The organism is Streptomyces sedi (assembly GCF_006335015.1).
Taxonomy (GTDB): domain Bacteria; phylum Actinomycetota; class Actinomycetes; order Streptomycetales; family Streptomycetaceae; genus Streptomyces; species Streptomyces sedi.
Map to the genome: position 1 here is coordinate 160,994 of NZ_VDGT01000003.1, position 25,540 is coordinate 186,533.

General features: G+C 71.0%; 14 protein-coding genes. 11 read left to right on the forward strand and 3 right to left on the reverse strand.

Annotation, left to right across the window (positions count from 1 at the left end; translation table 11 throughout):
* Positions 1–72 precede the first annotated feature (72 nt).
* From FH715_RS05490 to FH715_RS05525, 8 genes are all read left to right on the forward strand, one after another.
* Positions 73–3,138, forward strand: a complete 3,066-nt coding sequence (locus FH715_RS05490) for a pPIWI_RE module domain-containing protein (RefSeq protein WP_139641282.1) — start codon at positions 73–75, stop codon at positions 3,136–3,138.
* Positions 3,139–3,493: 355 nt separating this feature from the next.
* Positions 3,494–5,776 (forward strand): McrB family protein, encoded by a 2,283-nt coding sequence (locus tag FH715_RS05495; protein ID WP_246108578.1) that lies wholly within the window; start codon positions 3,494–3,496, stop codon positions 5,774–5,776.
* 269 nt (positions 5,777–6,045) lie between these two features.
* Complete coding sequence (locus tag FH715_RS05500) at positions 6,046–7,161, forward strand: McrC family protein (RefSeq protein ID WP_139641284.1); 1,116 nt, start codon at positions 6,046–6,048, stop codon at positions 7,159–7,161.
* 112 nt (positions 7,162–7,273) lie between these two features.
* Positions 7,274–8,878 carry a TIGR02677 family protein gene (locus FH715_RS05505; protein WP_139641285.1) on the forward strand — a complete coding sequence of 535 codons (1,605 nt, stop codon included), beginning with the start codon at positions 7,274–7,276 and terminating at the stop codon, positions 8,876–8,878.
* On the forward strand, positions 8,871–10,094 hold the full coding sequence (locus tag FH715_RS05510; protein ID WP_139641287.1) for a TIGR02678 family protein: 1,224 nt from the start codon (positions 8,871–8,873) through the stop codon (positions 10,092–10,094). The genes FH715_RS05505 and FH715_RS05510 overlap by 8 nt, the downstream gene beginning before the upstream one ends.
* A 68-nt stretch (positions 10,095–10,162) precedes the next feature.
* Entirely contained in the window at positions 10,163–14,359 is a 4,197-nt protein-coding gene (locus tag FH715_RS05515; RefSeq protein WP_139641289.1) for a TIGR02680 family protein, read from the forward strand.
* Positions 14,356–15,699, forward strand: coding sequence for a TIGR02679 family protein (locus FH715_RS05520; RefSeq protein ID WP_139641291.1), 1,344 nt, complete (start codon positions 14,356–14,358; stop codon positions 15,697–15,699). The genes FH715_RS05515 and FH715_RS05520 overlap by 4 nt, the downstream gene beginning before the upstream one ends.
* A gap of 139 nt (positions 15,700–15,838) precedes the next feature.
* Positions 15,839–18,289, forward strand: coding sequence for a tetratricopeptide repeat protein (locus tag FH715_RS05525; protein ID WP_139641293.1), 2,451 nt, complete (start codon positions 15,839–15,841; stop codon positions 18,287–18,289).
* Positions 18,290–18,296: 7 nt separating this feature from the next.
* On the opposite strand, the gene FH715_RS05530 is transcribed toward FH715_RS05525, so the two are convergent.
* On the reverse strand, positions 18,297–19,232 hold the full coding sequence (locus tag FH715_RS05530) for a cation diffusion facilitator family transporter (RefSeq protein ID WP_139641295.1): 936 nt from the start codon (positions 19,230–19,232) through the stop codon (positions 18,297–18,299).
* Positions 19,233–19,523: 291 nt separating this feature from the next.
* Between FH715_RS05530 and FH715_RS05535 the strand changes: the two genes are divergently transcribed.
* From FH715_RS05535 to FH715_RS05545, 3 genes are all read left to right on the forward strand, one after another.
* Positions 19,524–20,276: a GntR family transcriptional regulator gene (locus FH715_RS05535; RefSeq protein ID WP_139641297.1), complete on the forward strand. Its 753-nt coding sequence runs from the start codon at positions 19,524–19,526 to the stop codon at positions 20,274–20,276.
* 180 nt (positions 20,277–20,456) lie between these two features.
* A complete protein-coding gene (locus tag FH715_RS05540) occupies positions 20,457–21,269 on the forward strand; it encodes an ABC transporter ATP-binding protein (RefSeq protein ID WP_139641299.1) in 813 nt (270 codons plus the stop codon).
* A gap of 1 nt (position 21,270) precedes the next feature.
* Positions 21,271–22,650 (forward strand): FtsX-like permease family protein, encoded by a 1,380-nt coding sequence (locus FH715_RS05545; protein WP_139641301.1) that lies wholly within the window; start codon positions 21,271–21,273, stop codon positions 22,648–22,650.
* 13 nt (positions 22,651–22,663) lie between these two features.
* Here FH715_RS05545 and FH715_RS05550 read toward each other — a convergent pair whose 3' ends face one another.
* Together FH715_RS05550 and FH715_RS05555 are read right to left on the reverse strand one after the other, a co-directional pair.
* On the reverse strand, positions 22,664–25,195 hold the full coding sequence (locus FH715_RS05550) for a SpoIIE family protein phosphatase (RefSeq protein WP_246108580.1): 2,532 nt from the start codon (positions 25,193–25,195) through the stop codon (positions 22,664–22,666).
* 85 nt (positions 25,196–25,280) lie between these two features.
* A complete protein-coding gene (locus FH715_RS05555; RefSeq protein ID WP_139641303.1) occupies positions 25,281–25,487 on the reverse strand; it encodes an SPOR domain-containing protein in 207 nt (68 codons plus the stop codon).
* Positions 25,488–25,540 lie beyond the last annotated feature (53 nt).

Here is a 25,540-nt window from a genome sequence, read left to right on the forward strand (position 1 = left end):
AGCCCCGTCATCTCCAGCTGCTGAAAACACGGCACGCGACCGACTATCTACGACACCTCAGGGAGAACGGGCATGTACCAGCACATCCGCCGATCCGCGTACCGCCTAGCCGAAGGCGGTGAGCCGTGGACCGCGGACTTCCGCGCACTCTCCTTTCCAGAACACTGGCACGCGGACCTCCTTGATCTGCACAACCATGCGCGGGACGAGGAGAAACGGCGGTTCACCCTGCCCACACGCCGGCTCGACGGCGTATTGCAGACCCTCGCTCCTGACGTAATCGTTCGCCCCCGTCCCCGTGTCCCTGTCGAGCCGGGGCCGGAGCAGGGCCACCCAATCGCCGAGGACTACTGGATGTACGTTCCTGCGGAAGTGCCCGACCCCCTCCCGGAACGCTCCATCCAACAGCTTCTGGATGCCTGGCTCCGTACACTAGGCCCCAAGCACGCCGGGCAGGATCCCGGATTCCGCTCGCTGCTGCTCGCGAGCAGCGCCAGCCTCAAGAGGAACCTGCCCGAATGGCAGTCGGTCACCGGCGTCGAACTGCTCACCGCTTCCGTCACCACTGGCGGTACCGCCGCCCCCGATCCTCGGCAGTTCCAGCTTGCCACCGACGCGTTGGCCCGCCGCATCCTGTCCCTCCCTCCGTACTGCTTCGAAGGTGGTGAGCTGCGCTTTCGTGCTGTGCCTCGGGGACCTCGTGACCAGGGAGCCGAGCTGATGTCGCAGCCTCTGTGCCGGACGGTCAAGCGCAAGGAGTGGTGGTTCTCCGTCGTGCTCAACATTTCCCTTCACACCACGCCGTTCGATCCGTGGCCGCGCCTTCATCTGCACTGGAGCGTGCGCCGATGGGCAACGCATCCGCGGGCAGCCACCAAACGACTCAACCTGTCCTACCGGGAGGCCACCACCGTCTACTTGCAGCCCACCATCCCCTGGCTTCCCGGTGCACCGGTCACCGAGCGCCACGCACTCGCGAGACTCCGCCGGGACCGGGAGGCCGACACTTTCGCGTGGTCGGAGAACGACCCCGCTGGCATTCTGCGTGGACTCAGCCTTGCCGGCAACTTCCCCGCCCCTGAAGAACTCCTTACCGAACCGGAATCCTGGATCGGTGAGGGCCGCGGCGTCCGCGCCGCGGTGGTGCACAGCACGAGGATGGGCAAGCACGAGATCGGAACCGGGTTCATGTCCAACCAGCGAGCCCAGCTGACCGAATGGGCCGAGCAGGCCCTCCCGGAGATGGTGGTGCGCGTACCCGATCTAGCGCGGGGACGTGGCAGGGGCATCGGCGCACCGGAGAACCGGCGGCCCAAACCGAGGACCGACGAGGCCAAGAAAGCCGAGCTGCTGCGCGAGACACAGGCACGCAGGGCAAACCTGGCGACCCAGGTGCGGATCGCCGGACGTCCCCAGCATTGCGGTGGCCCGCCGCTGGTGGAGGTGCGGTTGCTGTGGCAGTCACCAGAGGTCCGGAAGAAGGCTGTGGCCCAGTTCGCATACGTCCTTGGTCTGGATGGGGACGGTGGCGCGTCTGAATCAGCGATCACGGACCGCGACTTCGACGAGGCCAGGCCCGGAGAACCGGTCGTCCTCGAATGGCGGACGGAAGAGCTCACCGTGCGACTGCGTTGCCTGCCCCTGACCGAGGGACTTGGAGACCGGTTGTCGCCCGATCCAGCCGCCAGGGGGAAGGGCACGGCCATCGCGACAGCCATCGGTGAACGCCGCAAAGACCTTCGCTCGTGGCTGATCGCGGACGGCGCTGACCCAGATCGCCCTGAACTCGCCCTGGTGGAGATCGCTCACCGCAGTACCTTCCGCCCGTCGACGACCGACCCCAAGTTCGCCGTCCGCTTGGGGTGTGCCGACGCGGGTGTACTGACTCAGTTCGTCGTGACCCCGTCCACCGACCGACAGATTGACAACGCGGACAGCGTTGAACATCGAACCCGCAGCTCCTGGCTCGACGGTCTGCGCCAACTCGGTGTACGTGTACTGCCGCAGCACACGCTCGGCGACGACCTGCCCGAGCGACTTCAGTATGCCGCGATCTGGATGGTGAAGCGTCGAAAAGACGGTCCGACCCGGCTGCCCAAACATCTGCCCGTAGCCGTTCTGGTTACCCCGCTGCCGGGCGCGGTGGGTTTGGCGGCCGTCCAGGGCTGGGACGATGCCGCGGGGGAGTGGGTGACGTATCCACGCTTCCTTCTCGGCCTGGTGAAGCAGGCCGAGATCGAGCCCGAGACATTCACGGAGCCCACTCCGGAAAACACCGCCCCGCATACCGGAAGTCTCCGTGTGACCGGCAAACAGTGGCGCACCAACCTCGCCCAGCAGCGCAAGGAGACGGCGACATTTCTCCAGCGCGTACTGCACTCGCTGCGTGGTCAGCCAACCGCGCTGATCACTCATGCACAAAACAGCAGGCTTCACTGGCCGTGGCTGCAGGACGGGCAGATTGAGCGGGACTTGATTCGGGCTGGCCACGCTCCCGCGGGTCGGCTCGACGATGAACTCCGCTTGGTGCGGGTCCGCGGTTATGGCGGACGGGAGTCCGCGCAGTGGTGGGGGTTGGCGAATCCCGGTAAGCCGCACGGGCAGCCAGCAGGTTTCTGGGGCCAGACCGCCGTGACGCAGAGCATGGATTCTGCACGCGACCGAATCTTCTACAGCACCACGGAACGCCCCGGTACTCATGCGGTGTCACCCGCCCTCGACCGCCTGGCCACGCGAGTCAACGCCGCGGGCAATCTCACCTCACAGGCGGGCACCAGCGCCTGGAACCCGACTCTGGTCGAGATCGCGGTTCTCGGCTGTCACGCGGACGGCGACCCGGCCGTCCCAGCACTGGGTAAGCCGGACCAGGCCGAGGCTCTAGCCCTCGCCGTACACCAACTGCGTCAAGCGCCGGACTATGGGGCAGCGTTGTCTCTGCCGCTTCCACTTCACCTTGCGGGGCTTGCGCAGGCATATGTGCTGCCGATGCTCACGGAGACTGACGACGGCCCAGGAGGGGAGGCGACGGGGCCGGCTGAGGAACGAGAGCGGTGGAGCACGACGGGGGACGATCTCGACCCGGACCTGATGGACGCCGCCGGGTTGGCCGTGGAACCCGAGACGGAGGAAGACGAATGAACCTTCGTTCGAGGACCAACTTGGCCGGAGCCGACCGTCCCGCACGAGGGTCCAGCGGCCCTGGATGGCCGTTCGGCTCGCCTCCCGTGCGTGGGCTTGCCGCGACGGGTGAGCTGGCAGCTGAGGCGCAGACCCCTCCGGTATTCGATGACGGAGGCTGCCGGGTCGGGTGCGTGGCGCGCGGCTTGAGTCCTACTCGATGCCGCCTCGGGACAGAACATGGGATGCAAGGAGCCGGCTGGCCAGGTTCGCCGTCGAGGCGGAAGGGGTATCAGTCGCGGCGGTTACTTTGGATACGTTGAGGTTGATCTGGCCGGGAAGCCGCGTGGGGCGCAGCCCACGGGGAGGGGATGCTGTGAGTGCCGCGACCGAGTTGAGCGCGCGGGCGGTGCATGCCGCCATGAAGGTTCTGCACCGACTGCCAGCTGGGCAGGGACTCGCCTTCAGCGAAGTGTGGGAGCGAGTGCAGGAAGTTGATCCCGGTCTGAAGAGGGAGTGGGAGGAGACGTTTCCGGATATAGCCACCACCGCGCGTACCAAGTTGCGATACGACAGCATCAACCTCGGCAAAGCGGGTTGGCTCTGTAAGGCAGGCCGAAAGTGGCGACTGACCGGCCCAGGACGCCAGGCGTTCACCGCTTACGAGGGGGATAGGGAAGCCCTCCTGTCACGTGCTCTGGAACGGTACGGTTATTGGAGTGCCGAGCGCGTGGCCTTCAACCAGGCGGCGGACGTGCTGGACGTGCTGTTTGACTCCCACCAGTGGGTCGTGACAGCCGAGCTCGCAGAGGCTGTGGGGCTGAAAGAGGAGCCGTTGCGGTCGTGGATCCAGGCCGCACTTGTACGTGGCTGGCATCTCGCCCTGGGGCAGGACGGAGAGGTGCCCGAGCAGCTTGAACTGGCGGAGGGTGAATACGATGAGTGGCGCGCACTTCTGAAGGAGAGCCGCGTCTATGACGCCGCGGCTTCCGAAAGTCGAGCGGTGAGGGCGGGGCTTAATCGAAGGCTGCCGAAAGAGCAACTGTTCGAGATGGTGGCCGGGCAGGGCATCACAACCGGGGAATCTGAACGGCCCCGTCATGCCTGGTTGATTCGAGGCGTGGACCTCGCCGGAGTGCCCCTCATCCGCTCCGTTTGGCGGGACAAGAGCGTCTGCACACTCTCGGTGGATCGTCTCCCTGCTCTCGAATCCGAGACGGATCCGAAGGGGATTCGAGAGGTCATCGACACCTACTGCGCCGATCTGAGTGCATCTCGCCGCAATGAGATTGCCGTTTCCATTCACATATTTCTTTCGCGGATGGAGGGGGGCGACGTCATCGTCACAACGGACGGCGACAGTGTCTACCTCGGCGAGTTCGCGGAGGGCGCGGCTACGTACGTGTCCACCGGCGATGGGACGGTGTTGCAGCGGCCGGTAAAGTGGGTCAATGTCGATACCCCGCTCACAGTCGATGACCTGCCCCGGCACCTGACCGGTCCGTTGGGGAACCCGAGCGCTGGTCTGCTGGAACTGTCCGATTCTATTGCGGACCTTGAGGTTCTCCTGGACGAGGACCCCAGTCGGACTCCAAGCGGTTCGGTTGCTGACGCCGAACTCCCAGACGCCACTCAAGAGTTGGCTGAAAAATTGACCATGCCGGATCCCGAGTGGCTGCAAGAATGCGTGGAAGTGCTTCGTGACCGGCCGCAACTGATTCTCTACGGTCCATCCGGCACCGGAAAAACCTACACCGCCCTTGCGCTGGCCCGCCATCTCACCGGAGACCGCCAGGCAAACATTCGACTGGTACAGTTCCATCCCTCGTACTCCTACGAGGACTTCTTCGAAGGTTTTCGTCCTCGCGCTTTTCCCTCCGCAAAGCAGGAGGGGGAGAAAGGGATGGCCGGATCCCTTTCCGGGCGCGACCGATCCTCTGGCGGGCCGGTCGATACCCGGCCGGACATCGTTTTCGAACTTGTGTCGGGGCCGCTCAAGGCGCTCGCTGAAGACGCGGAGAGGAGCAAGGGCGAGACGTTCGTCCTGGTCATCGATGAGATAAACCGCGGTCATCTCGCGAAAGTATTCGGTGAGTTGTATTTCCTGCTTGAGTACCGTGCGGAGCACGTGCACCTGCTTTACGGTTCCGATGAGGGGCGCCGGTTCCGTCTACCTCCGAATCTGGTCATCATCGGGACGATGAACACCAGTGACCGATCCATTTCCTTCATGGATGCTGCGATGCGTCGGCGCTTCTCCTTCATGGAACTTCATCCGGCCCGAAAGCCAGTGAGATATCTCCTGCGGGATTGGCTGGAGAAGAGGAAGCTCCCGCTCGACGCGGCGATCCTGCTCGATGCCCTCAATACTCGAATCGAGCGTGCCCGGCTTGACGACCGGGACTTCCGGATCGGCCCCTCATATTTTATGCGACCTGCCGTGCACACCCATTCCAGAGGGTTGGATCGTGTTTGGCGATACCAGATCCTTCCACTTCTCACGGAGCTTCACTGGGGTGATGACGTGGACGTGGAGGCCGAGTACGGCTTGGACGTGTTGCGCCAGGAGACCAGTCTTGCCGCGGGGACTGGCCACGGTGCGGTGAGGGCCGATTCACCGGCCGGAGCACCGACGGCAGCACCCGGAGCTACCGAGTGACCGCTTCGGGAGACGCTGTGAAGGTGAATCCGGTAGGCACGAGGACGGCGGTCTGCGGATCGGACGGTTCACCTACCGCAACGCCTCCGCTGGCTCTCGAAGCTTCGGTCCCACCTGATCCGAGCCAGCCTGTAGTCCTCAGGGAAGGCGCAGATTGGTGCGCCCAGCCACTGACCCATGCCCAGGTCAATACCCTCAGCACGCAGGAAGCCCGGAAGCTTGTCGAAGTTCGCCCCGCGGGGGGCCCACTGGGTGGTGCCCTTTGGGAAATGCGGGCGAGAAGGACCGTTGGTGCCGTAAGGCTCGGCCGGGGCAATGGCGCTGTCATGCTGCGTATCGCCCCAAAGATCGCCATCGACCGGCTGCTTTACCTGCTGTCGCACGCTCAGGGGAGACGGCTGCGTTGGCAGTCTCACTCCATCGACGCATCGGTGCGCCACGAGCTGTTGCCCGCGATCGCGACGTTTTTCGTGCGTGCTGCCGAACGGGCCCTGCGCACCGGCCCGCTGTTCGGATACACCGGCCGAGAGGAAACCGCGATGATGCTGCGTGGGCGTTTCCGCGCTGCGGCACAGTTTCGTCGGCGCCCCGGTCTTGCCCTGCCGCTGGAGATCGCCTATGAGGAACACACTCCTGACATACCTGAGAACCAGCTCCTGCGCGGAGCTGCCCGTCGGCTCGCTCGCCTGACGGGTATCCAGCCGGGCCCGCGCGCCCAGTTGCGTCGGATCGACGCCCAACTCGAAGGCGTCGCAGCGCCTCTCCCCGGCGTCGCCGTGCCCTCCTGGGTGCCGAACCGCCTCAACAGGCACTACGTTGACGCACTGCGGCTCGCGGAGATCATTCTCCGTGGTTCCTCGTTTGAGTACGAGGGACAACGCCATGCCGGTGTGGACGGCCTGTTGTTCAACATGGAGAAAATATTCGAGGACTTCATCGCCAGTAGCCTCGGTGCGGCCATCGAACGGCACATCGGCGGAAGCAGTCAGTCTCATCCGCGTACCCACCACCTCGACGATGCCGGCGAGCACGTGCTGCTGCCGGACCTGGTCCACCGGCTATCCGCCGCCGACGGGCGGCTTCATCCCGTGATCGTCGTGGACGCGAAGTACCAGCAAGGTGTCAGACGGGAGAATCTGTACCAGATGCTGGCGTACTGTACCTGCTTCGGCTTGGCGGAAGGGCACCTCGTGTCCGCGTCGGGAGAAGCAGACAGTGATCCTCTACGCGTCGCTGTCCCGGGGGGAGCGATCATGCTTCATCGGCATGTTCTCGATCTGTCACAGCCGAGTTCGGAACTTTCCGCCAGCGTAGACGGGATCGCCAGGTCGATCATTGCAGCCCGGTCGAGTGCTCCGCGCCCCCGAGCGGGGGCGGTGGCGTGATGGACGCGCGCGCTCGTAGGGGACGCGATCCGGACAGCTCCCCGGCGAGCGGTGGCGAGATCCGGCCAATGGCGCGCGGTCGCGTCCGGTGTGTGAGGACCATGGACGAGCCATGACGTCCCCTGCAACCGGTCCCGAAGGACGCGTCGACCGCGTCGACTACGGCCCCTTCGCACACCTCACCGCCCCCAACGTCACGCTCTACCGCGGCGTGATGGGCGTGTTCACGGAGGCCAAGGAGCGCTTCGCGGTGCATCTTCGGCCGGAGGAGGTGTACGCGGGGCTGGCGGCGGCGCGACGGCCCCCGGATCTCGACGCCCTCACCAAGGCGCTGGACAGCCTGGCCCACTGGGGCAATCTCCGTGCCGATCCGGACACGGGCCGGGTCACGACCCCGGAGGACTTCTACCGGAAGCGCTTCATCTACCAGCTCACCCAGGCCGGGGAGGCCGCCGAGGCGGCGCTGGGGACGTATGACACGGCGCTGGGCCGGCGGGGCGAGCTCCAGGCGGTGGCGCTGCGCGACATCGTCGACCAGTTGCATGTCCTGCTTGTCATCGCCGACGAGGAGGTACCCGACCCGGCGAAGACCCACCTGACCCTGGTGGCGCTCACCGAGCGCTTCAGCGCCCTCGCGGACAACGCGCGTGCCTTCATGGGCTTCCTGCAACGCACCATCGACCTGCACGGCGTCGAGGTGGAAGCCTTTCTCGCCTACAAGGACCGCCTGATCCAGTACTTGGAGCGGTTCATCCAGGACCTGATCACGCTGGGTGGGCAGATCGCCTCGCTTATCGGGACCCTCGCCGAGCAGGGCCACGTCGATCCGCTGCTGCGTCTCGCGGCGGCTCGGGAGGCCGAGGACGCGGCGCCCGGAGAGGCGGAACAGGCCGCGGAGCTGGGCTACCGACGCTGGCAGGTGCGCTGGCGGGGCCTGGCCGAGTGGTTCGTCTCGGAGGAGGGGCGGGAGTCGCAGGCCGGGCTGCTGCGCAGACGCGCGCTTGGCTCGATTCCGCAGCTCCTGTCCGTGGTGCGCCAGTTGAACGACCGGCGGGCCGGCCGGTCGGACCGGTCGGCGGACTTCCGCACGTTGGCCCGCTGGTTCGCCGAAGCCCCCGACGACGAGGCGCGGCACCGCTTGTGGAGGGTGGCGTTCGGGTTGTACCCGGCGCGGCACCTCACCGTGGACGCCGACACTCTGGAGGCTCGCCGCGTCGCCCCGGTGCCGGCAGCCACTCCGTGGCCGGATTCCGAACCGGTTCGCATCAGCCCGCAGTTGCGCCGCACCGGCAGCTACGAGCGCCGGGGCCGGCCTCGTCGGGTGGCCGACAGGACGGAGGCCCGTCGAAAGCTCGCGGAGCTGACCGCGCGACAGGTCCAGCAGACGGCGCGAGCACGCGCGGAGCTGGCGACCGACGGTCCGACGCGGCTGTCCCGGCTCGGAGAGCTGGATCCGGTCGCCTTCGACCTGTTCCTGCGGTTGCTCGGTGACGCCCTCTCGACATGGCGGCCCGGCATGGCCCGGACGGTGGCCACCAGCGGTGACGGCGCGATGGAGATCCGGCTGGCCGTCGTCGACGACGGCACGCGCGCGGAGATCCGCACGCCCGGAGGGGTCTTCCGGGGACCCGACCACCTCGTGGAGATCGTCGACCTCACCGAGGGGCGTCCGGCCGGCTCCGCGTCCGGTCGTGCGAGGGAGGAGTCCGATGGCTGACCCGCTCGGAGAGGTGCTGGAGGGGCAGCGGGCCGCCGATATCCGGAAGGCGGCGCGCGCTCTGCTCAAGGAGCCGCTGCTGACCGATGGCGGTCCGTACGCGGACGAGTTCCGACTGGTGCGCCGGTACGAGGCGGAGCTGCGTGAGTGGTTCGACCGCAATGTCGGCTGGTCGCTCCGCGTCGACGCCGAGGTCGCCCGGTTGCGCAAGAGCCCGGGGTCCCTCGCCGACGCCAGCCATCCGGCGCGCGAACCGAGTCGCGCGGCGCTTCCGTTCACCCGCCGCCGCTACGTGTTGTTCTGTCTGACCCTGGCCTCGTTGGAGCGGGGCGAGACACAGGTGGCCCTCGGGCGGCTCGCCGAGCAGGTGCTGGTGGCGGCTGCCGACCCTTGTCTCGTCGAGGCGGGCGTCACGTTCACGCTGGACCGCAGGGACGAGCGCCTCGACCTGGCGGCCGTGGTACGGCTGCTGCTGCGGCTGGGGGTGTTGCACCGGGTGGCCGGCGACGAGGAGGCGTATGTCAACGGGGCGGGCGACGTGCTCTACGACGTGCGGCGTCGGGTGCTGGCCGGGCTGCTCACGTCCAGGCGCGGCCCGTCGATGGTGACGGACGCCGGTCTCGAAGACCGTCTGACGGAGCTGACCGCGGACTCCGCTCTGGACAGCGACGAGCTCCGGTTTCGCGCGATTCGTTGGAAGCTCACCCGTCGCCTGCTCGACGACCCGGTGCTGTACTACGACGAGCTGGCGGATGACGAGTTGGCCTATCTCACCCGGCAACGCGGGTTCATCACCGCACGGGTCACCGAGTTCACCGGGCTGGTCCCCGAGGTGCGCGCCGAGGGCATCGCCATGGTCGACCCGCTGGACGACCTGACCGACATCCGCATGCCCGAGCAGGGCACTCGCGGACACATCACCCTGCTGCTGGCCGGACACCTGGCCGGCCGCCACGGGGTCGTCGGCCCGGAGGAACTGGAGCTGAGGGTCCGCGAGCTGGCGGGCGAGTACGGCGGTTTCTGGACGAAGGCGGCCAGGGAGCCGGGCGTCGAGTCCGAGTTCGTCGAGTGGGCCGTGGAGAGGCTCGCCGCCCTCGGCCTGGTGGCCAGGACGGCCGAGGGCATCCGTGCGCGCCCCGCTCTGGCGCGGTACGCGGTCGGCGCCCCGCGGCTCAGGGGGAGCGATGTCGGCGACCGTGAGGGAGGACAGCCGTGAGCGAGGGAGACGTCCATGACTCCTCGTCCGCACGCCCACCGCGTACCCGCACGGCGAGGGGGCCGAAGGTGACCGCACTGCCCGCCCCCGCGCCGGGCCGGTGGCGTCCCCTGCGCATCGGGCTCGTCGATCTCTTCCACTACGACGTCGAGGAGTTCTGGTTCCACGACGGCAGACTGCTACTCAGAGGCAACAACGGCACCGGCAAGTCGAAGGTCCTGGCGCTGACTCTCCCGTTCCTCCTCGACGGCGACCTCTCGGCGCGGCGCGTGGAGCCCGACGGCGACCCCGGGAAACGCATGGAGTGGAACCTGCTGCTCGGCGGGGAGCATCCGCACCAGGAACGGCTCGGATACACCTGGATCGAGTTCGGGAGGCGGGACGGGACAAGCGGGGAGGAACACTTCCGCACCCTGCTCTGCGGGCTGAAAGCGGTGAGCGGGCGGGGCATCGCCCGCCACTGGTTCGCCGTCACCGACCAGCGGATCGGGACCGGGCCCGGGCTGCTCGGCCTCCTCGACGCCACCGGGACGGCCCTGTCCAGGGACCGGCTCGCCGAGGCGATCGGTTCACACGGCCTGGTCCACGACACGGCCAAGGCGTACCGCAGGGCGGTCGACGAGGCTCTCTTCGGGTTGGGCGAGCGCCGCTACGGCGCGCTGGTGGACCTGTTGATCCAGCTCCGCCAGCCGCAGCTGTCCAAGCGGCCCAACGAGGCGGCGCTCTCCCGTGCGCTCACCGAGGCCCTCCCGCCCGTCGACCAGGCGGTGATCGCCGACGTGGCCGAGGCGTTCCGTTCCCTCGACGAGGAGAAGGCGGAGCTGGTGGCGGCGAGTGAGGCGGAGAGGGCGGCCAGCGTCTTCCTCGACCACTACCGACGCTACGCACGCGTCGCCACTCGGAGGCGCGCCAGGTTGCCACGGAGCGAGCACGCCCGGTACGAGCAACTGCGACGCGACCTCGCTCAGGCCCAGGGCGAACGGGCGCGCGCCGTGGAGGACGGGGCGGCGGCTGAGGCGAGTGCCTCGGCGCTGGAGGAGCGGGCCGTCCGCCTCTCCGCGCAGGAGGCCGCGCTGCGCGCCGGACCCGAGATGCGCGACGCGCGGGCGCTCGAACAGGCGGCTGAGGACGCCGCCCGAACCGCGGCCGAACGCACGCGGGCCGATCGGGACTTCGGGCAGGCCGACGCCGCGCACCGCCGCGCCGTGGAACGGCTGGCCGAGGCCGAGAACCGCGTCGCCGCCGCCGAGCGGGCGGTGAGTGGGCTGCGGATCCGCGTCGGGGAGACGGCGAGCGCCGGCAGGCTCGCCGGCGAGCTCGTGCCGGACGGCGTTCCCGAGGCCGAACTCCGCCGCACGACCGCTGAGTCGACCGATCGCCGACGTCGCACCGTCGAGCACCTGGAAGAGCTCTTGGAGCGCGTGAGCCGGGCGGAGGCCGAGCACCGGGCGTCGCTGCGGCGGGTCGACGAGGCCCAGGAGGAGGTCGTGCACAGCGGGGCACGGCTGGCCGAGGCCGAGGAGAACGTCGCGGGCCTGGGCGCGGCGCTGGTCGACGACGTGCGTGACCACCTCGCGGCGTGCGTCGAGCTCCCCGTCCCCGACCTCCCCGGACTGCTGGACGGCCTCCAGGAGTGGGTGGCCACGCTGGAGGGCCCCAATCCCGCCCGCACGACGGTGTCCCGCGCGCACCGCGGGCGCGTGGCCGAGCTCGCCGACCACGCAGCCGGGCTCAGCGGTCAGGCCGACGCGCTGGCCGAGGGTCGGGCGCGGTGCGAGCGGGAGCTCACGACGTTGGAACGAGGCGGGCAGGCCGCCCCCGAGGCGCCCAGGACTCGATCGCCCGGTGTGCGGGACGGTCAGGAAGGGGCACCGTTGTGGCGGCTCGTCGAGTTCCGGGACGCCGTCCCCGACGGCGAACGCGCGGGCCTGGAGGCGGCGTTGGAGGCGTCCGGCCTGCTGGACGCCTGGGTCAGGCCCGACGGCACGGCGATGGGCCCGGACGGCCACGACATCTTCCTGGAACCGGACTCCTCGGCCCTCGGGCAGAGCCTGGGCGATGCGCTGAATCCGTCGGTGGACCAGGCCGACGCGCGGGCGGCTGCCGTGGGTGTGCCGGTGATCCGGCGGCTGCTGGCCGCGATCGGCCTGGTCCCGACCGGTGGCGCACCACCCGAGTCCCGTGTCGCGGGGACCTGGGTGTCCGGCGACGGCCGTTTCCGGGTCGGTGCGCTCACCGGCAGTTGGACCAAGACGACCGCCGAGTACGTCGGGGAGGGGGCGAGGGAGGCCGCCCGCCGGGCACGCATGGAGGCGCTACGCGTCGAACTCGTCTCCCTCGGTGCGCGGACGGACGAGGTGAACCGGCAGCTGCGGGAGACGGAGTCCCTCCGTCGCACCCTGGACGACGAACTGGCGTCCTTCCCCGACGACGACGCCCTGCGCACCGCTCACGCCTTGGTCACGGCGGCCACGGACGCGACGCATCGGGCCCGCGCGCGCCACGAGAGCAGGACCCGGGAGCTCGCGGAGGCGGTCCGTGGCATGGACGCCGCGACGGAGGAGTTGGACACCACGGCCGCGGACGTCGGTCTGCCGGCCGACCGGGACGGCCTGGCCGTCGTTCGGCGGGCGCTCGCCGAACTCTCCACTCTTCTCGCCGAGTTCTGGCCCGCGTTGCGGGCGCGGGCCGAGGCCCGAAGGTCCGCCGAGACGGAGAGTGCGGAGACGGAACGGGCCGCGGCGCGCGGAGCCGAGTTCGCCGAGCGGGCCGGCGAGGCCGCCCAGGCGGCTGAGGCGGCCGACGCGCGGCACGCCACCCTGGTCTCCACCGTGGGCGCGGCGGTCGCCGAGCTCCAACGCCGGCTCGCCGAGACGGCCGAGGAGACGCGGACATGCGCCCGGGAGCTGAAGACGGCCCAGGACGCCCGCGCCGAGGCCGACCGGCGCGCCAGTCATGCCGAGGGCCGCGCCGACCAGCTCGCCAAGGGGCTGACCGATGCGACCGCCGCCAGGGAAAGGGCCATTGCGGCCCTGCGGCGCTTCGCCGCGACCGGACTGCTGCACGTGGCTCTGCCGGGGGCCGCCGTTCCGGACACGGACAACGAGACCTGGGCGGCCACTCCGGCGATCGCCCTGGCCCGCGCCGTCGAGACGGAGCTCTCCGGCGTCGACGACTCGGACGGCGCCTGGGAGCGCGTACAGAAGCGGCTCAGCGAGGAGTTCGTCAAACTCCAGGACGCCCTGTCCCGCAACGGGCACAGCGCCTCGGGGTATCCGAGCGAGGACGGGATGCGTGTCGACATCGTCTACCAGGGGCGTCGACGGGCCATCGAGGAGCTCACCGAGGCGCTCGCCGCCGAGGTCGAGGAGCTGACCCGCATCCTCTCCGCGCACGAACGCGAGGTCCTCGAAAACCATCTGATCACCGAGGTGGCCGGCACCCTCCGGGAGCTGATCGGGGCCGCGGAGCGTCAGGTCAGCTCCATGAACGCCGAGTTGGACGAACGGCCCACCTCGACCGGGATGAGGCTGAGGCTCGTGTGGCGGGGCTCCCGCAAGGCGCCTCCCGGGCTCACCCAGGTCCGTGAGCGGCTGCGGCAGTCCGAGGACGCCTGGTCTCCCGAGGACCGAGTGGCGGTGGGGGAGTTCCTCCAGACGCAGATCGCCCGCCAGCAGGCCGACGGCAGCTCGGGCAGTTGGCTGGAGGACCTGACGGCGGCGCTCGACTACCGGGCCTGGCACGAGTTCGGCGTCGAGCGGCAGCAGCACGGCAAGTGGGTCTCCGCCACGGGCCCTGCCTCGGGCGGGGAACGCGTGCTCGCCGCCTCCGTTCCCCTGTTCGCCGCGGCCTCCTCGCACTACGCGAGCGCTCGGGGAGCGTACGCCCCCCGACTGGTGACGCTCGACGAGGCGTTCGCGGGGGTGGACGACGACTCCCGGGCCAAGTGTCTCGGCCTGCTGCACGCCTTCGACCTCGATGTCGTCATGACCAGCGAACGTGAGTGGGCCTGCTATCCGCAGGTTCCCGGCATCGCCATCGCGCAGCTCTCGCGCGTCGACGGGATCGCGGCGGTGCTGGTCACCCGGTGGGAATGGGACGGGACCGAGCGGACACGCGGCGCCGAGCCCGACTCCCGCGGAGACCCGTGGGACGGAACGCACCCGGGCGCCGGGGAGAGCGACGACGCGGAGGGGCGGGGCCCGGTGACCCCCGGCGCCGGGGCGGCGGTCGGCCCGCGGGCCCAGGAAGGGCTGTGGGAATGACCGAACCCACCGGGCGCGGGCCGTCGGAGGAGGGCGGACGGCGCGCGGCGGACCCTCGCCGGGGCGAGACGGCGGGCCGACCTCGGGCCGGCGAGTCCGCGGGTGTCGACGAGGCCCGTCTGCGTCGGCTCCTGGGGGACCCCGAGCTGGCCTGGCTCGTGCGCCGTGCCCGTCACCGCATGGCCGGCGGGAAACCGCTCACGGGCACCGTCACCCTCACGGCCCCCACCGACCCTCAGCGGCGCGCCGTCGAGAGCCTGTTGGGCCGTGGCCCGTCCGTGGGCGGGTCGCTGAGCGTACGGCTGGAGGACGTGGACGCCGTGCTGCGTCGTTCGGGGGTGAGCGCGGAGGGGCTGGGCGGCGCGGTTGTCGCTCTGACGGGACCGGTGTACCCGCTCGGGGCGCGGAGGGCCGAGGAGGCCCGGGCGTGGGAGGAGGCGCTCTCGCCGCTGCAACTTCTGGATGCCGGGCTCGCGGAGTGGGCGGCGCGGATGAGGGAGGAGGGCCGCATACGACGCCTCGCCCGCACCCCGCGCGGCGCGCGTTCCCTCGTGGAGAGCGCGGTCGTGGCCCTTGGCGCGCTGCCCGCCGTTCCCGCCGTCCCGGTGTCGGCCTTCGCCGCACGGGTTCTCGGAGACGCCCACGCGCTGGACGACGGTCGGCCGTTGGCGACTCTCGTGCTGTCCGGAGCCCGAGCGCTCGCGGGCCTTGAGGAGGAACGGGGGGCGGGCCCGCAGCGAGAGGCGTGGGCCGCGGTGGGGCTGCTGAAGGATGACGTGTCGTCGACGGTGCTCACGCTCAACCTGCGTGGCACGCCGGCCCTGGACTGGATGGCGGACAGGGGAGAGCCGGCGGTGTTGACGCTGCGCCAGCTGGCTCGGCATCCGACGGCCCCGGGGGCGGCCGGACGGCCGGCCGGAGAAGCGCGGGTGCATGTCTGCGAGAATCCGGCGGTTCTCGTGGCAGGCGCGGGGGCGTACGGGGCGGAGTGCCCACCGATGGTGTGTGTCCAGGGCCAGCCGTCCACGGCGGCGCTCACCCTGTTGCGGCGGATGTGCGACCGGGGGGCGTTCCTCCGGTACCACGGGGACTTCGACTGGGGCGGCCTGCGCATCGCCTCGACACTGCTTCGGAGCGTCCCGTGGGAGCCCTGGCGCTTCACGGCCAGCCACTACCGTGCCGCCGTCGCGGCGGGCGCCAGCTCGCTGGGACTCACCGGCACGCCGACCGACGCACCGTGGGATCCGCCTCTCGCGGTGGCGCTCGACGAGCTGGGTGTGCGCGTGGAGGAGGAGGCTGTCCTCGGCGACCTGCTGTCCGATCTGAAGCCGGCGGGATGAGGGCGCGGTCGTGAACGGCACGAGGCCAACGCGCGAGGTGTGCGGGGCCGTTGTCAGTGGGTGGGGCTACGGTGAGTTTCCTCACTCGGGGTTTTCCCGGGGTGGTTTTACCGTGTGTTGCTCTTTGGAGGGTCCCCCCATGTCCACCGACCTCTTCGGTGTCCGTGTGCTCGATCTGGATCGTGAGCGGCGACGGGTGCGGTTTCGTGTCTTCGTCGTGTACTACGAGCCCAGCTGGGGGACGGCCGAGCTGCTGCCCGAGGACCCGAGCTTCTTCTTCCGGGTGCTGTGGGAGGCGGCGGAGGATTTCGGCCAGCACCGGTTCGGGGTGCTGACGGACCTGGTGCCGTTGGACGACTTCCTGGACGGCGCCGATCACCGTTGCTTCGTCGAGCGGTACGAGCGGGTGGCCAGGCGCAACCATCCGGTGAGTGACGAGGCCTTCGAGCGGCTGGCGACGTTCTACTACGAGCGCGACGGCGGTTGGCAGGACGAGGAGTCGCTCGCCCAGGGCGACTACGACGTGTATGTCACCGACGCCCGCTGGCTGGAGTCGCTGCGGATCGGCCAGAGTTGGGGCACGACGAGCTACGCGGACCAGACCGACGGTCACTCGGAGGACGGCGACGATCCGTGGGAGGACTGGCGCGAGTTCTGCGCCATGGGCGCCGAGTCGGAGGCTGAGCCGTGCTTCACGCTCGGGTGGCTGAACGAGCGGCGGGGCGACGTCGAGGGTGCCGCCGAAGCCTATCTGCGGGTGGCGGAGGGCAAGGACCGTGCGCAGCGTGGCAAGGGGCTGCTGTATCTGGGGCGGCTGCGGGAGGCCGGGGGCGACGACGAGGCCGCCCGGGCCCTGTACGAGCGGGCCGAACGGAGCAAGGACCACGAGCGGTACGGGGCGCGTTACCGCTCCCGGGCGGCGCTGCGGCTGGGCGCGCTGCTGCGTCGGCTCGGCGACGAGGAGGGCGCGCGGGAGGCGTTCGGCAGGGCCGTCGCCCGGGGGGAGCAGCAGATGGACCTCGGCGTCATCGCCGAGGCCCGGCGGCTGACGGGCGCGGAGTCCCCGGCGGAGACCGCCGACCGGCTCCACGGCGACGGCGCGCGGGACGCGGCGATGGCGGCGCTCGCCGAGTGGCACGGGCGGGCCGTCGTCGAGCTGGCCGGGCAGCTCTTCGCTGGGGACGTCGAGGGGGCCGAGGCGGCCGTGGCCGCGTCCGTCGAGAGCGACGCTCCTGCCGAGGTCGACGACATGGCGGCCTTTCTCGTCGATCTCACGATGAACCGTTGGCGCGAGTACAGCAGGGAGGCGGAGACGAAGCGGCTGCTGGAACTGGCGCTCGCCACCGGCCGCGCGGCGGAGGGCTACGCGCGGGTCGTCGCGCGCGACGGCTTCGTGGCCCCGCCGCGCGGGGGGTCGGCGGCGGCTGAGCTGTTGAAGGCCCTGTACGACCGGGGCGACGAGGCGGGGAGCGTCGCGTTGGCCAGGGCTGCCGAGCCCGTTCACCCGCGCGTGGCCGCCGAAGGCTACTTCCGCGTCGGCTCCGCCGCAGGGCAGCGCTCCGACTTCGCGCGGGCCGCGGAGTGGTTCGGGCATGGCGCGGCGGTCGAGGGCGTCGACGACGACCTGCGCGCGCAGTGCCACTTTCGGCTCGGCTGCGCGCTGCGGGACTCGGGGGAGAACGAACGCGCGGAGGAGGCGTTCGCGCGGGCGGAGGCGGGGCTGGAGATCTTCGAGAACGCCGCCAAGGCCGCCTCCCAGCGGGCCGCGTTGGCGCACGCGCGGGGGGACGGCGCGGTGGCGCTCGCGGCATGGGCGCGCTCCGCGCTGCTGACGACGCGGGGGGTGGACTCGGAGCGGTCGGCCGCCGGTTCGGCCCGGCTGCTCGTCGCGCTCCTCACCGAACTGGGGGCCGAGGAGGCGGCGCGCGCCGTGGACGAGGCGGCCACCGGGGCGAAGGAGGAGTCGTTCCGCAAGCGGTACCGCGGGGCGGAGGTCGGCCCCGCCGTGGGCAGTCGGCTGCGCGCCGCCTCGTTCTACGGCCATATGCGACTGGAGGCCGGGGACGAGGAGTTGGCGTCGCGGCTGCTGGAGCGGGTGGCCCAGGGGCAGGGCAAGCACGCGGCGTCCGCGGCCGTCACGATGGGCGCCGAGGCGCACCGGCGCGGCGACAACGCGACGGCGCGGGAGTGGTGGCGGCGAGCCCTGGCCAAGGGCGACAAGCAGATGTCCCACCGGGCCGTCTACAACCTGGGTCTGGTCGCCAAGGCGGAGCACGACCTGCCCGAGCTGCTGGAGCACTTCCGGCCGATAGCCGAGTCCAAGCACAGGCAGGGGCCAGAGTGCGCCGCGCACATAGCCGAGCTGTGCTTCTGGCTGGAGCGGTGGGACGAGGCGCTGGAGTGGTACGAACGCACCCTGCACCGCACGGATGACCCGGAGTTGGTCGGCGAGGCCGGCTACCGGGTGGGCAGGATCCTGCTCGACCGGGGCGAGCGGGAGGCCGCCCGCAGCCCCCTGCGGCGGGCGGCGGCCAGCGGCTTCGCGCCGTTCGCCGAGGAGGCGCGGGAGCTGCTGGCCGGGGCGGGGTGAGGGCGGGTCAGGCCTCGGTCGGGGTGGAGGGCCGCTCGCGGTAGATGTCGGGCTCCAGGTAGATCATCCGGGCCAGCGGCTCGGCCTCGCGGACGCGGGTCTCGGCCGCGTTGATCGCGTGGGCGACGGAGGCGGCGTCGCCCTCGTGGTCGACGGCGATCTTCGCGGCGACCAGGAGCTCGTCGGGGCCGAGGTGGAGCGTCTTCATGTGGATGACGCGGGTGACGGTCTCGCCGTCGACGATCGCCTCCCTGATGCGGCGCAGCGAGCGCGGTTCGGCGCCTTCGCCGAGCAGCAGCGACTTGGTCTCGACGGCGAGCACCACCGCGATGACCACGAGCAGGACGCCGATGCACAGCGTGCCGACGCCGTCCCAGACGCCGTCGCCGGTGAGCAGCGCCAGGCCGACGCCGCCGAGGGCCAGCACCAGGCCGATCAGCGCGCCGAGGTCCTCCAGCAGCACGACGGGCAGCTCGGGGGCCTTGGCGGTGCGGACGAAGCGGGTCCAGGACTGGCCGCCGCGGATCTCGTCGGCCTCCCTGATCGCGGTCCGGAAGGAGAACGACTCGGCGATGATCGCGAAGACCAGCACGCCCACCGGCCAGTACCAGTGCTCGATCTCGTGCGGGTGGCGGATCTTCTCGACGCCCTCGTAGACGGCGAAGAGGCCACCGACGGAGAAGAGCACGATGGCGACGAGGAACGCGTAGATGTAGCGCTCCCTGCCGTATCCGAAGGGGTGTTCCTCGCTGGCGGCCCGCTTGGCGCGCTTGCCGCCGAGGAGCAGCAGCGCCTGGTTGCCGGCGTCGGCGAGGGAGTGCACGCCCTCGGCCAGCATGGAGGACGAGCCGCTGAACACGGCGGCGGTGAACTTGCTGACCGCGATGGCGAGGTTGGCGCTGAGCGCCGCGACGATCGCCTTCGTACCACCTGACGCGCTCATGCTGCCGCGCCCCTTCCCGATCTCCCCGTGGGCCGGGCCGGTTTGGTGGTCGGCGGGGCCGCTCTGAACGTCGGCATTCTGCCAGCCGGAGAGCGGCGGTTCGGATCCCGCCGGAGTTCCGCACGAAAGCTTTGCCCATCGGAAGGGAAGCGGAGCACGGGGAGCGGGCCCTGTGAAGCCACGGTCATCACTTCGAGTGAAACTTTGGCCGTTCCTTGCGGTCGACAACTTTCTGTTGTCAAGCTGTTGCTGTTTGTCAGCATAAATCGTCAGCACCTGTGGGAGGGGCTCGTGGCATTCGGTGAACAGCCCGCGTATCTGCGAGTCGCGGACGACCTTCGACAGCAGATCGCCGACGGGACCCTGCCGCCGCACACGCGGCTCCCGTCCCAGGCCAGCATCCGCTCCACCTACGGCGTCTCGGACACCGTGGCCCTGGAGGCGCGGAAGGTCCTGATGGCGGAGGGCCTGGTCGAGGGGCGCTCGGGTTCCGGCACCTATGTGCGCGAGCGGCCGGTGCCGCGCACGATCACCCGTAGTGGGTACCGCACGTTGGGCGACTGCACCCCGTTCCGGCAGGAGCAGGCCGACGAACGGGTGCGCGGCACCTGGGAGGCGCGCAGCGAGCGCGTGGAGGCGGCGCCCGGCATCGCCGAGCGGCTGGCGATCGACGCGGGTGAGCCGGTGATGTGCACGCGTTATGTCTTCCGGGTCGGCACCGAGCCGGCGATGTCCTCCACCTCCTGGGAGCCGCTGCGGCTGACGGGGCGCACGCCCGTGATGCTGCCGGAGCAGGGCCCGTTGGCCGGGCGCGGGGTGGTGGAGCGGATGGCCGCGATCGACGTGATCGTGGACAACGTCGCCGAGGAGGTGGAGGCCAGGCCGGCGCTGGCGGCCGAGGCCCGGGTGCTCGGCGGGCTGCCCGGCCATCCGGTGCTGGTGGTCAGCCGCACCTACCGGGCGGGCTGCCTGCCGGTGGAGACGGCCGACGTGGTGGTCCCGGCCGACCGCTTCCGCGTCGCCTACCACCTGCCCGTTCGCTGAGCCGGAGGCGGGCCCGCGGCGCCTCGCCCCCCGTCCGGGGTGGTGCCAGCGACACCCCCGCGCGTCGTCAGGGCCCCCCGTGGTTCGGTGTCTGCGCCCATCGTGACCACCCCCCGCTCTCCGTAGCGTCATGGGTGACGGCAGACGCGCCGCCACGGCGACGGAGAAGGGCAGAAAGCGATGTTCCGAGTGACGGACGAGGCGGTGGCGGGCGCGCCTGAGGCGTTGCGGTTGGTCTCCGTGAGCAAGGTGTACGGGCGGGGCGGCGGCGACGAGACCGCGGTGAAGGCGCTGGACGGGGTGACGCTCTCCCTGCCGACGGGCACCTTCACCGCCGTGATGGGTCCCTCGGGCTCCGGCAAGAGCACGCTGCTCCAGTGCGCCGCCGGCCTGGACCAGCCGTCGGCCGGGCTGGTCGTGGTGGCGGGCGCCCAGCTGGCGGGCAACAGCGAGGCGGAGCTGACCCGGCTGCGCCGGCAGCGGATCGGCTTCATCTTCCAGCAGTTCAACCTGCTGCCGACGCTGACGGTGCTGCAGAACGTCCTGCTGCCGTCGAAGCTGGCCGGCACCAAGATCAACCGGGCCAAGGCGGTCTCCGTGCTGGAGCGGCTGGGCCTCGGCCAGCGGCTGCGGCACCTGCCGGCGCAGCTCTCCGGCGGTCAGCAGCAACGGGTCGCCATCGCACGGGCGTTGGTCACCGAGCCCGAGGTGGTCTTCGCCGACGAGCCGACCGGCGCGCTGGACACCCGCAGCGCCCGCGAGGTGCTGGGGCTGCTGACCCAGGCGGTGCGGGACTACGGCCGCACCGTGGTGATGGTGACCCACGACCCGGTCGCCGCCTCCTACGCGGACCAGGTGATCTTCCTGGCCGACGGCCGGCTGGCCGGCGCGCTCCAGCGGCCGACCGCCGAGGAGGTCGCCGAGCGGATGACCAGGCTGGGCGCCTGGGACGCCGAGGACAGCCCGGTCGCGGCGCACGGTGTGGGGGTCTGACGTGTTCCAGCTGACGACGCGTTCCCTGGTCAAGCGGCCGGGCAGTTTCGTGGCCGGTTTTCTGGCGGTCTTCTTCGGCGCCGCCATGGTGATGGCCTTCGGGTCGCTGCTGGACACGGCGGGCGAGCCGGGCGTCCCCGACCAGAGCAAGGAGACGCTGGAGACGATGGCGTTCGTCGTCGGCGGCTGGGGGCTGGCGCTGGTGGTTTTCGCCGTGGTCTCCACGATGTCGCTGACGGTGCGCCAGCGCGCGAGGGAGATGGCGCTGCTGAAGAGCATCGGCGCCACCCCGGCCCAGGTGCGGCGGCTGGTGGTCGGGGAGACGGTGGCGCTGGCGGCGCTGGCCGCCGTCGCCGCGATCGTGCCGGCGATGGGGCTCGGGCAGCTGCTGTTCGAGGCGTTGAAGGAGACCGGGCAGGTCGACGAGGGGGTCAGCCACGCCTTCGGGCCGGTCGCGATCACCATGGGCATGGTCAACGCGATGGTCGCGGCCGTGGTCGGCGCGCTGATCACGGCCCGCAGGGCGACGGCGATGCGGGCGGCGGAGGCCATGGCCGACGCCTCGGGCGCCGGGGGAGACGAGCCGCTGATGGGCAGGGCCCGTTGGGTCCTGACGCTGCTGGCGCTGCTGGCCACCGCCGGCTCCACCACGGCGGTGCTGACCGTCCTGGACGGCGAGGGCACCGACGTGATGACCGGCGCCGGCCCGGCCGTGGTCGCCGCCTCCGTCACGATGGCGCTGCTGGCGCCGGTGCTGCTGCGCGGGGTGACGCTCGCGCTCGGCTGGGCGCTGCGGCTGCTGGGCGGGGTCAGCGGCGAGCTGGCGGTGCGCAACGTGCGGCAGCGGACGGGGGAGTTGGCCCGCGCGGTCGCGCCGGTGGCGCTCTTCACCGGGACGGCGGCCGGCACCCTCTCGATGCAGCGGGTGGAGAACCTCCGGCTGCGGGCCGACGGCCTGGTGGCGGACGAGTCGAGCCAGACCATGGAGACCATGAACTACGTGGTGGTCGGCATCATCGTCGCCTTCTGCTGCATCATGCTGGTCAACACCCTGGTCTCGGCCACGTCGTTCCGCCGGCGGGAGTTCGGCCAGCAGCGGCTGGCCGGCGCGACGCCCCGTCAGGTGTTTCTGACCGTGGGTCTTGAGGCGCTGCTGGTCGCCGGCACGGGCATCGTGGCCGGGCTGGTCGCCGCCGGTGTGGGGCTGCTGCCCTTCGGGCAGGCCAGGGCCGACGCCTGGGTGCCGGACGACGGCTGGGTCTGGGTGATCCAGGGCGCGGTGGTCGCGGTCGCCTTCCTGGTGACGCTGGCCGCCAGCATCGGCACCGCCCGCCGGGTGGTGCGCCGCTCCTCCGCCGTCGAGGCGGCGTTGGCCGCCTGAGCGGCGGGAGCGCTCAGGGGCCGGTGGTGAGTTCGAACCAGACGGTCTTCCCGGCCGGCCCCCGCCGGGTCCCCCACCGGCGGGACTCCCGGGAGACCAGCGACAGGCCGCGGCCACCCTCGTCCTCGGGGGTGGCCGTTCGCTCGCGTGGCGGGTCGGCCACGGGGTCGGTGACCTCGACCAGCAGCGAGGAGCCGCGCACCACGCGCACCTCGACCGGGCCGCGCGCGTGCCGGACGGCGTTGGTGACCACCTCGCTGACCAGCAGCTCCGCCTGTTCGGCCAGGTTGTCCAGGCCCCACTCGCGCAGCGTCGTCACCACGGCGGCGCGCGCCTCGCGGACCATGGCGCGTTCGGCGGGGAACGTCCAGGACGCCAGCCGGTCGGCCGCCAGCCCGCCGAGGCGGGCGATCAGCAGGGCCACGTCGTCGGAGTCGTGGTCCTGGTTGTGGGGGCGCAGCGCGCCGATCAGGTGGTCGCAGACCAGGCCGAGCGGCACGTCGGCGCCGGTGACGCGCTCCAGCAGGCCGCACAGCCGGTCCAGGCCGACGCCCAGGTCCTCGTCCCTGGTCTCGATCAGCCCGTCGGTGTAGAGGACGAGCAGGGTGTCCTCGGGAAGCTCGATGCGGCGTTCCTCGAACGAGGTGCCGCTCACCCCCAGCGGCAACCCGGCCGGCAGGTCCAGCGGCCGGGCCCGCCAGGTGTCGCCGTCCTCCCTGCCGACCAGCACCGGCGGCAGATGGCCGGCCTTGGCGATGGTGCAGATGCGGCTGGCCGGGTCGTAGACGGCGTAGGCGCAGGTGGCCATCATCGGGGCGTCGGGGTGCTGGGCGATGTCCTCGCCGAGGTCGTTGATCCGCCGCAGCAGCTCGGAGGGGGCCAGGTCGAGGGTGGCCAGGGTGCGCACCGCGGTCCGCAGCTGGCCCATGGTGGCGGCGGCGCGCAGGCCGTGGCCGGTCACGTCGCCGATGACGAACGCGATGCGACCGCCGGCCAGCGGGATCACGTCGAACCAGTCGCCGCCGATCTCCGCGCCGCTGGCGCTTGGCACGTAGCGGTGGCTGACCGAGACACCTGGCAGCTCGGGCAGCCACTGGGGGAGCAGGCTGCGTTGCAGCATCAGCGCGCCCTCGCGCTCCCTGGCGTAGAGCCGCGCGTTGTCGAGCGAGACGGCGGCGCGGGCCGCGACCTCGGTGGCCAGGGCCAGGTCGTCGCGGTCGAACGGGGTGCGTTTCCCGGCGCGGCTGATCAGCAGCACGCCGAGCGTGGTGCCGCGGGCCCGCAGCGGCAGGGTGAGCATGGAGTGGATGCCGAGTCCGACGACGGACTCGACCATCGGGGAGTCCTCGGGCAACCCCTCCACCAGGGCTTCCTGGGACTCGGTCAGGTCGGACTCGCCCCGGGCGAGCGCCCCGGCGAGCAGCGGGGTCGGGGCGAAGGACTCGGACCTGCCGACGCCGAGCAGCCGGTCGATGGCCTCGGTGTGGCGCTTGGCGGCGACGCTCAGTTGCACCAGCTCGGCCTCGCCGAGCACCTCGACGGGGACGGGGTCGCCGCCGGTCGCCAGGGGGGCGAGGAGCTGGACGCTGGAGTAGTCGCCGAACCGGGGCACGAGCTGCTTGGCCAGGGACTCCGCGATCCGGCGCACGTCGAGCAGGTCGCTCATGGCGTTGCCCACGTCGTTGAGGAGCGCCAGCCGCTGGCGGGCCCGTTCGATCTTGTCCAGGGCCTCGCGCCGGTCGCTGATGTCCATCACGGTGCAACTGACGCCCAGCTGCTGGCCGTCCCTGCCGAGCAGCTGGCCGAGGGAGAGGGACTGGGCGCCCTGGCCGTCGGGGGAGGAGAGGATCAGGTTGGTGACGGGCTGGCCGGTGACCAGCACCTCGCGCTGCACCCGGTAGAGCTCCTGGGCGGTCGGCTCGGGCAGCACGTCGAGCACGGTCCGGCCGCGCAGCTCCCGGTCGCCGACGTCCTGCAACCGGCGCAGCGCGTCGTTGGCCCGTACGTAGCGCAGCTCGGTGTCGAAGATGGCGATGCCGAGCGGCGAGGCGGTGAACAGGCCCTCAAGGGCGGCCAGGTCCTGCTCCACGTCGAGCATCTCGCCGACTTCGAGGAGATTGGCCAGAACGAGTGGGCCCTCGTCGTCCTCGCCCAGCGGGTAGGCGCGGCACTCCATGAGCACGCCCGAACCGTTCTCGTGGCGCATCCGCAGCATCCCGCGCCAGCCGCCTTCGGCCAGCACCCCGCGGTGGGTGAGGGGCGGGCCCCCGCCGTCCCCGCGGCCGTCGCCGTTCCCGTCGTCCCCGCGGCCGTCGTCCCCGCCGCCGTCGTCCCCGTCGTCATCGCCGTCATCCGTGACGAGCAGCTCGGCCAGTCGGGTGCCGAGGGTCCGCTGTTGGGACCGTCCCAGGATCTCGCTGAGGGCGGGGCTCCACAGCACGACCCGGTCCGCCTCGTCCAGCATCAGGAAGCCGAAGCGGAGGATGTCCAGCAGCGAGCGCTGGGCGCCGGACGGGTTGTCCGGGTGGGCCGGTTCTCTGTGCAACGCTCCACGTCCCCCGTCGGGTGCCTTCGCCGGCAGACCCGACGAAGCAGGGATGAATGTCCCTTATACCCGATTGTGCCTGGGGTCAGCGGCGCCCGCGTCCTTGGGCCTCCACCCGCTCCACGAGGTAGTCGGCGTCCGGATGCGCCGGAGGCGCCTCGGCGCCGCCGGCGCGCAACCGCTCGATGAGGCGCTGAGCCTCGGACCTGGTGGCGCACCTCCCTATCCGGTAGCGGCTGCCGTTCTTCTCCTGACGGATCACCTGCCACGGGTGCAAAATGCTGCCGTTCATCCCTCACCCCACCTCCGCATATGCCCGACCTTACGCCAGCGCCTTACCCAGCG

Bases quoted from the DNA above. Each gene is read 5' to 3' on its own strand.
- FH715_RS05490 (WP_139641282.1), top strand. From the start codon at position 73: ATGTACCAGCACATCCGCCGATCCGCGTACCGCCTAGCCGAAGGCGGT.
- FH715_RS05500 (WP_139641284.1), top strand. From the start codon at position 6,046: ATGCGGGCGAGAAGGACCGTTGGTGCCGTAAGGCTCGGCCGGGGCAAT.
- FH715_RS05505 (WP_139641285.1), top strand. From the start codon at position 7,274: ATGACGTCCCCTGCAACCGGTCCCGAAGGACGCGTCGACCGCGTCGAC.
- FH715_RS05510 (WP_139641287.1), top strand. From the start codon at position 8,871: ATGGCTGACCCGCTCGGAGAGGTGCTGGAGGGGCAGCGGGCCGCCGAT.
- FH715_RS05520 (WP_139641291.1), top strand. From the start codon at position 14,356: ATGACCGAACCCACCGGGCGCGGGCCGTCGGAGGAGGGCGGACGGCGC.
- FH715_RS05525 (WP_139641293.1), top strand. From the start codon at position 15,839: ATGTCCACCGACCTCTTCGGTGTCCGTGTGCTCGATCTGGATCGTGAG.
- FH715_RS05530 (WP_139641295.1), bottom strand. From the start codon at position 19,232: ATGAGCGCGTCAGGTGGTACGAAGGCGATCGTCGCGGCGCTCAGCGCC.
- FH715_RS05540 (WP_139641299.1), top strand. From the start codon at position 20,457: ATGTTCCGAGTGACGGACGAGGCGGTGGCGGGCGCGCCTGAGGCGTTG.
- FH715_RS05555 (WP_139641303.1), bottom strand. From the start codon at position 25,487: ATGAACGGCAGCATTTTGCACCCGTGGCAGGTGATCCGTCAGGAGAAG.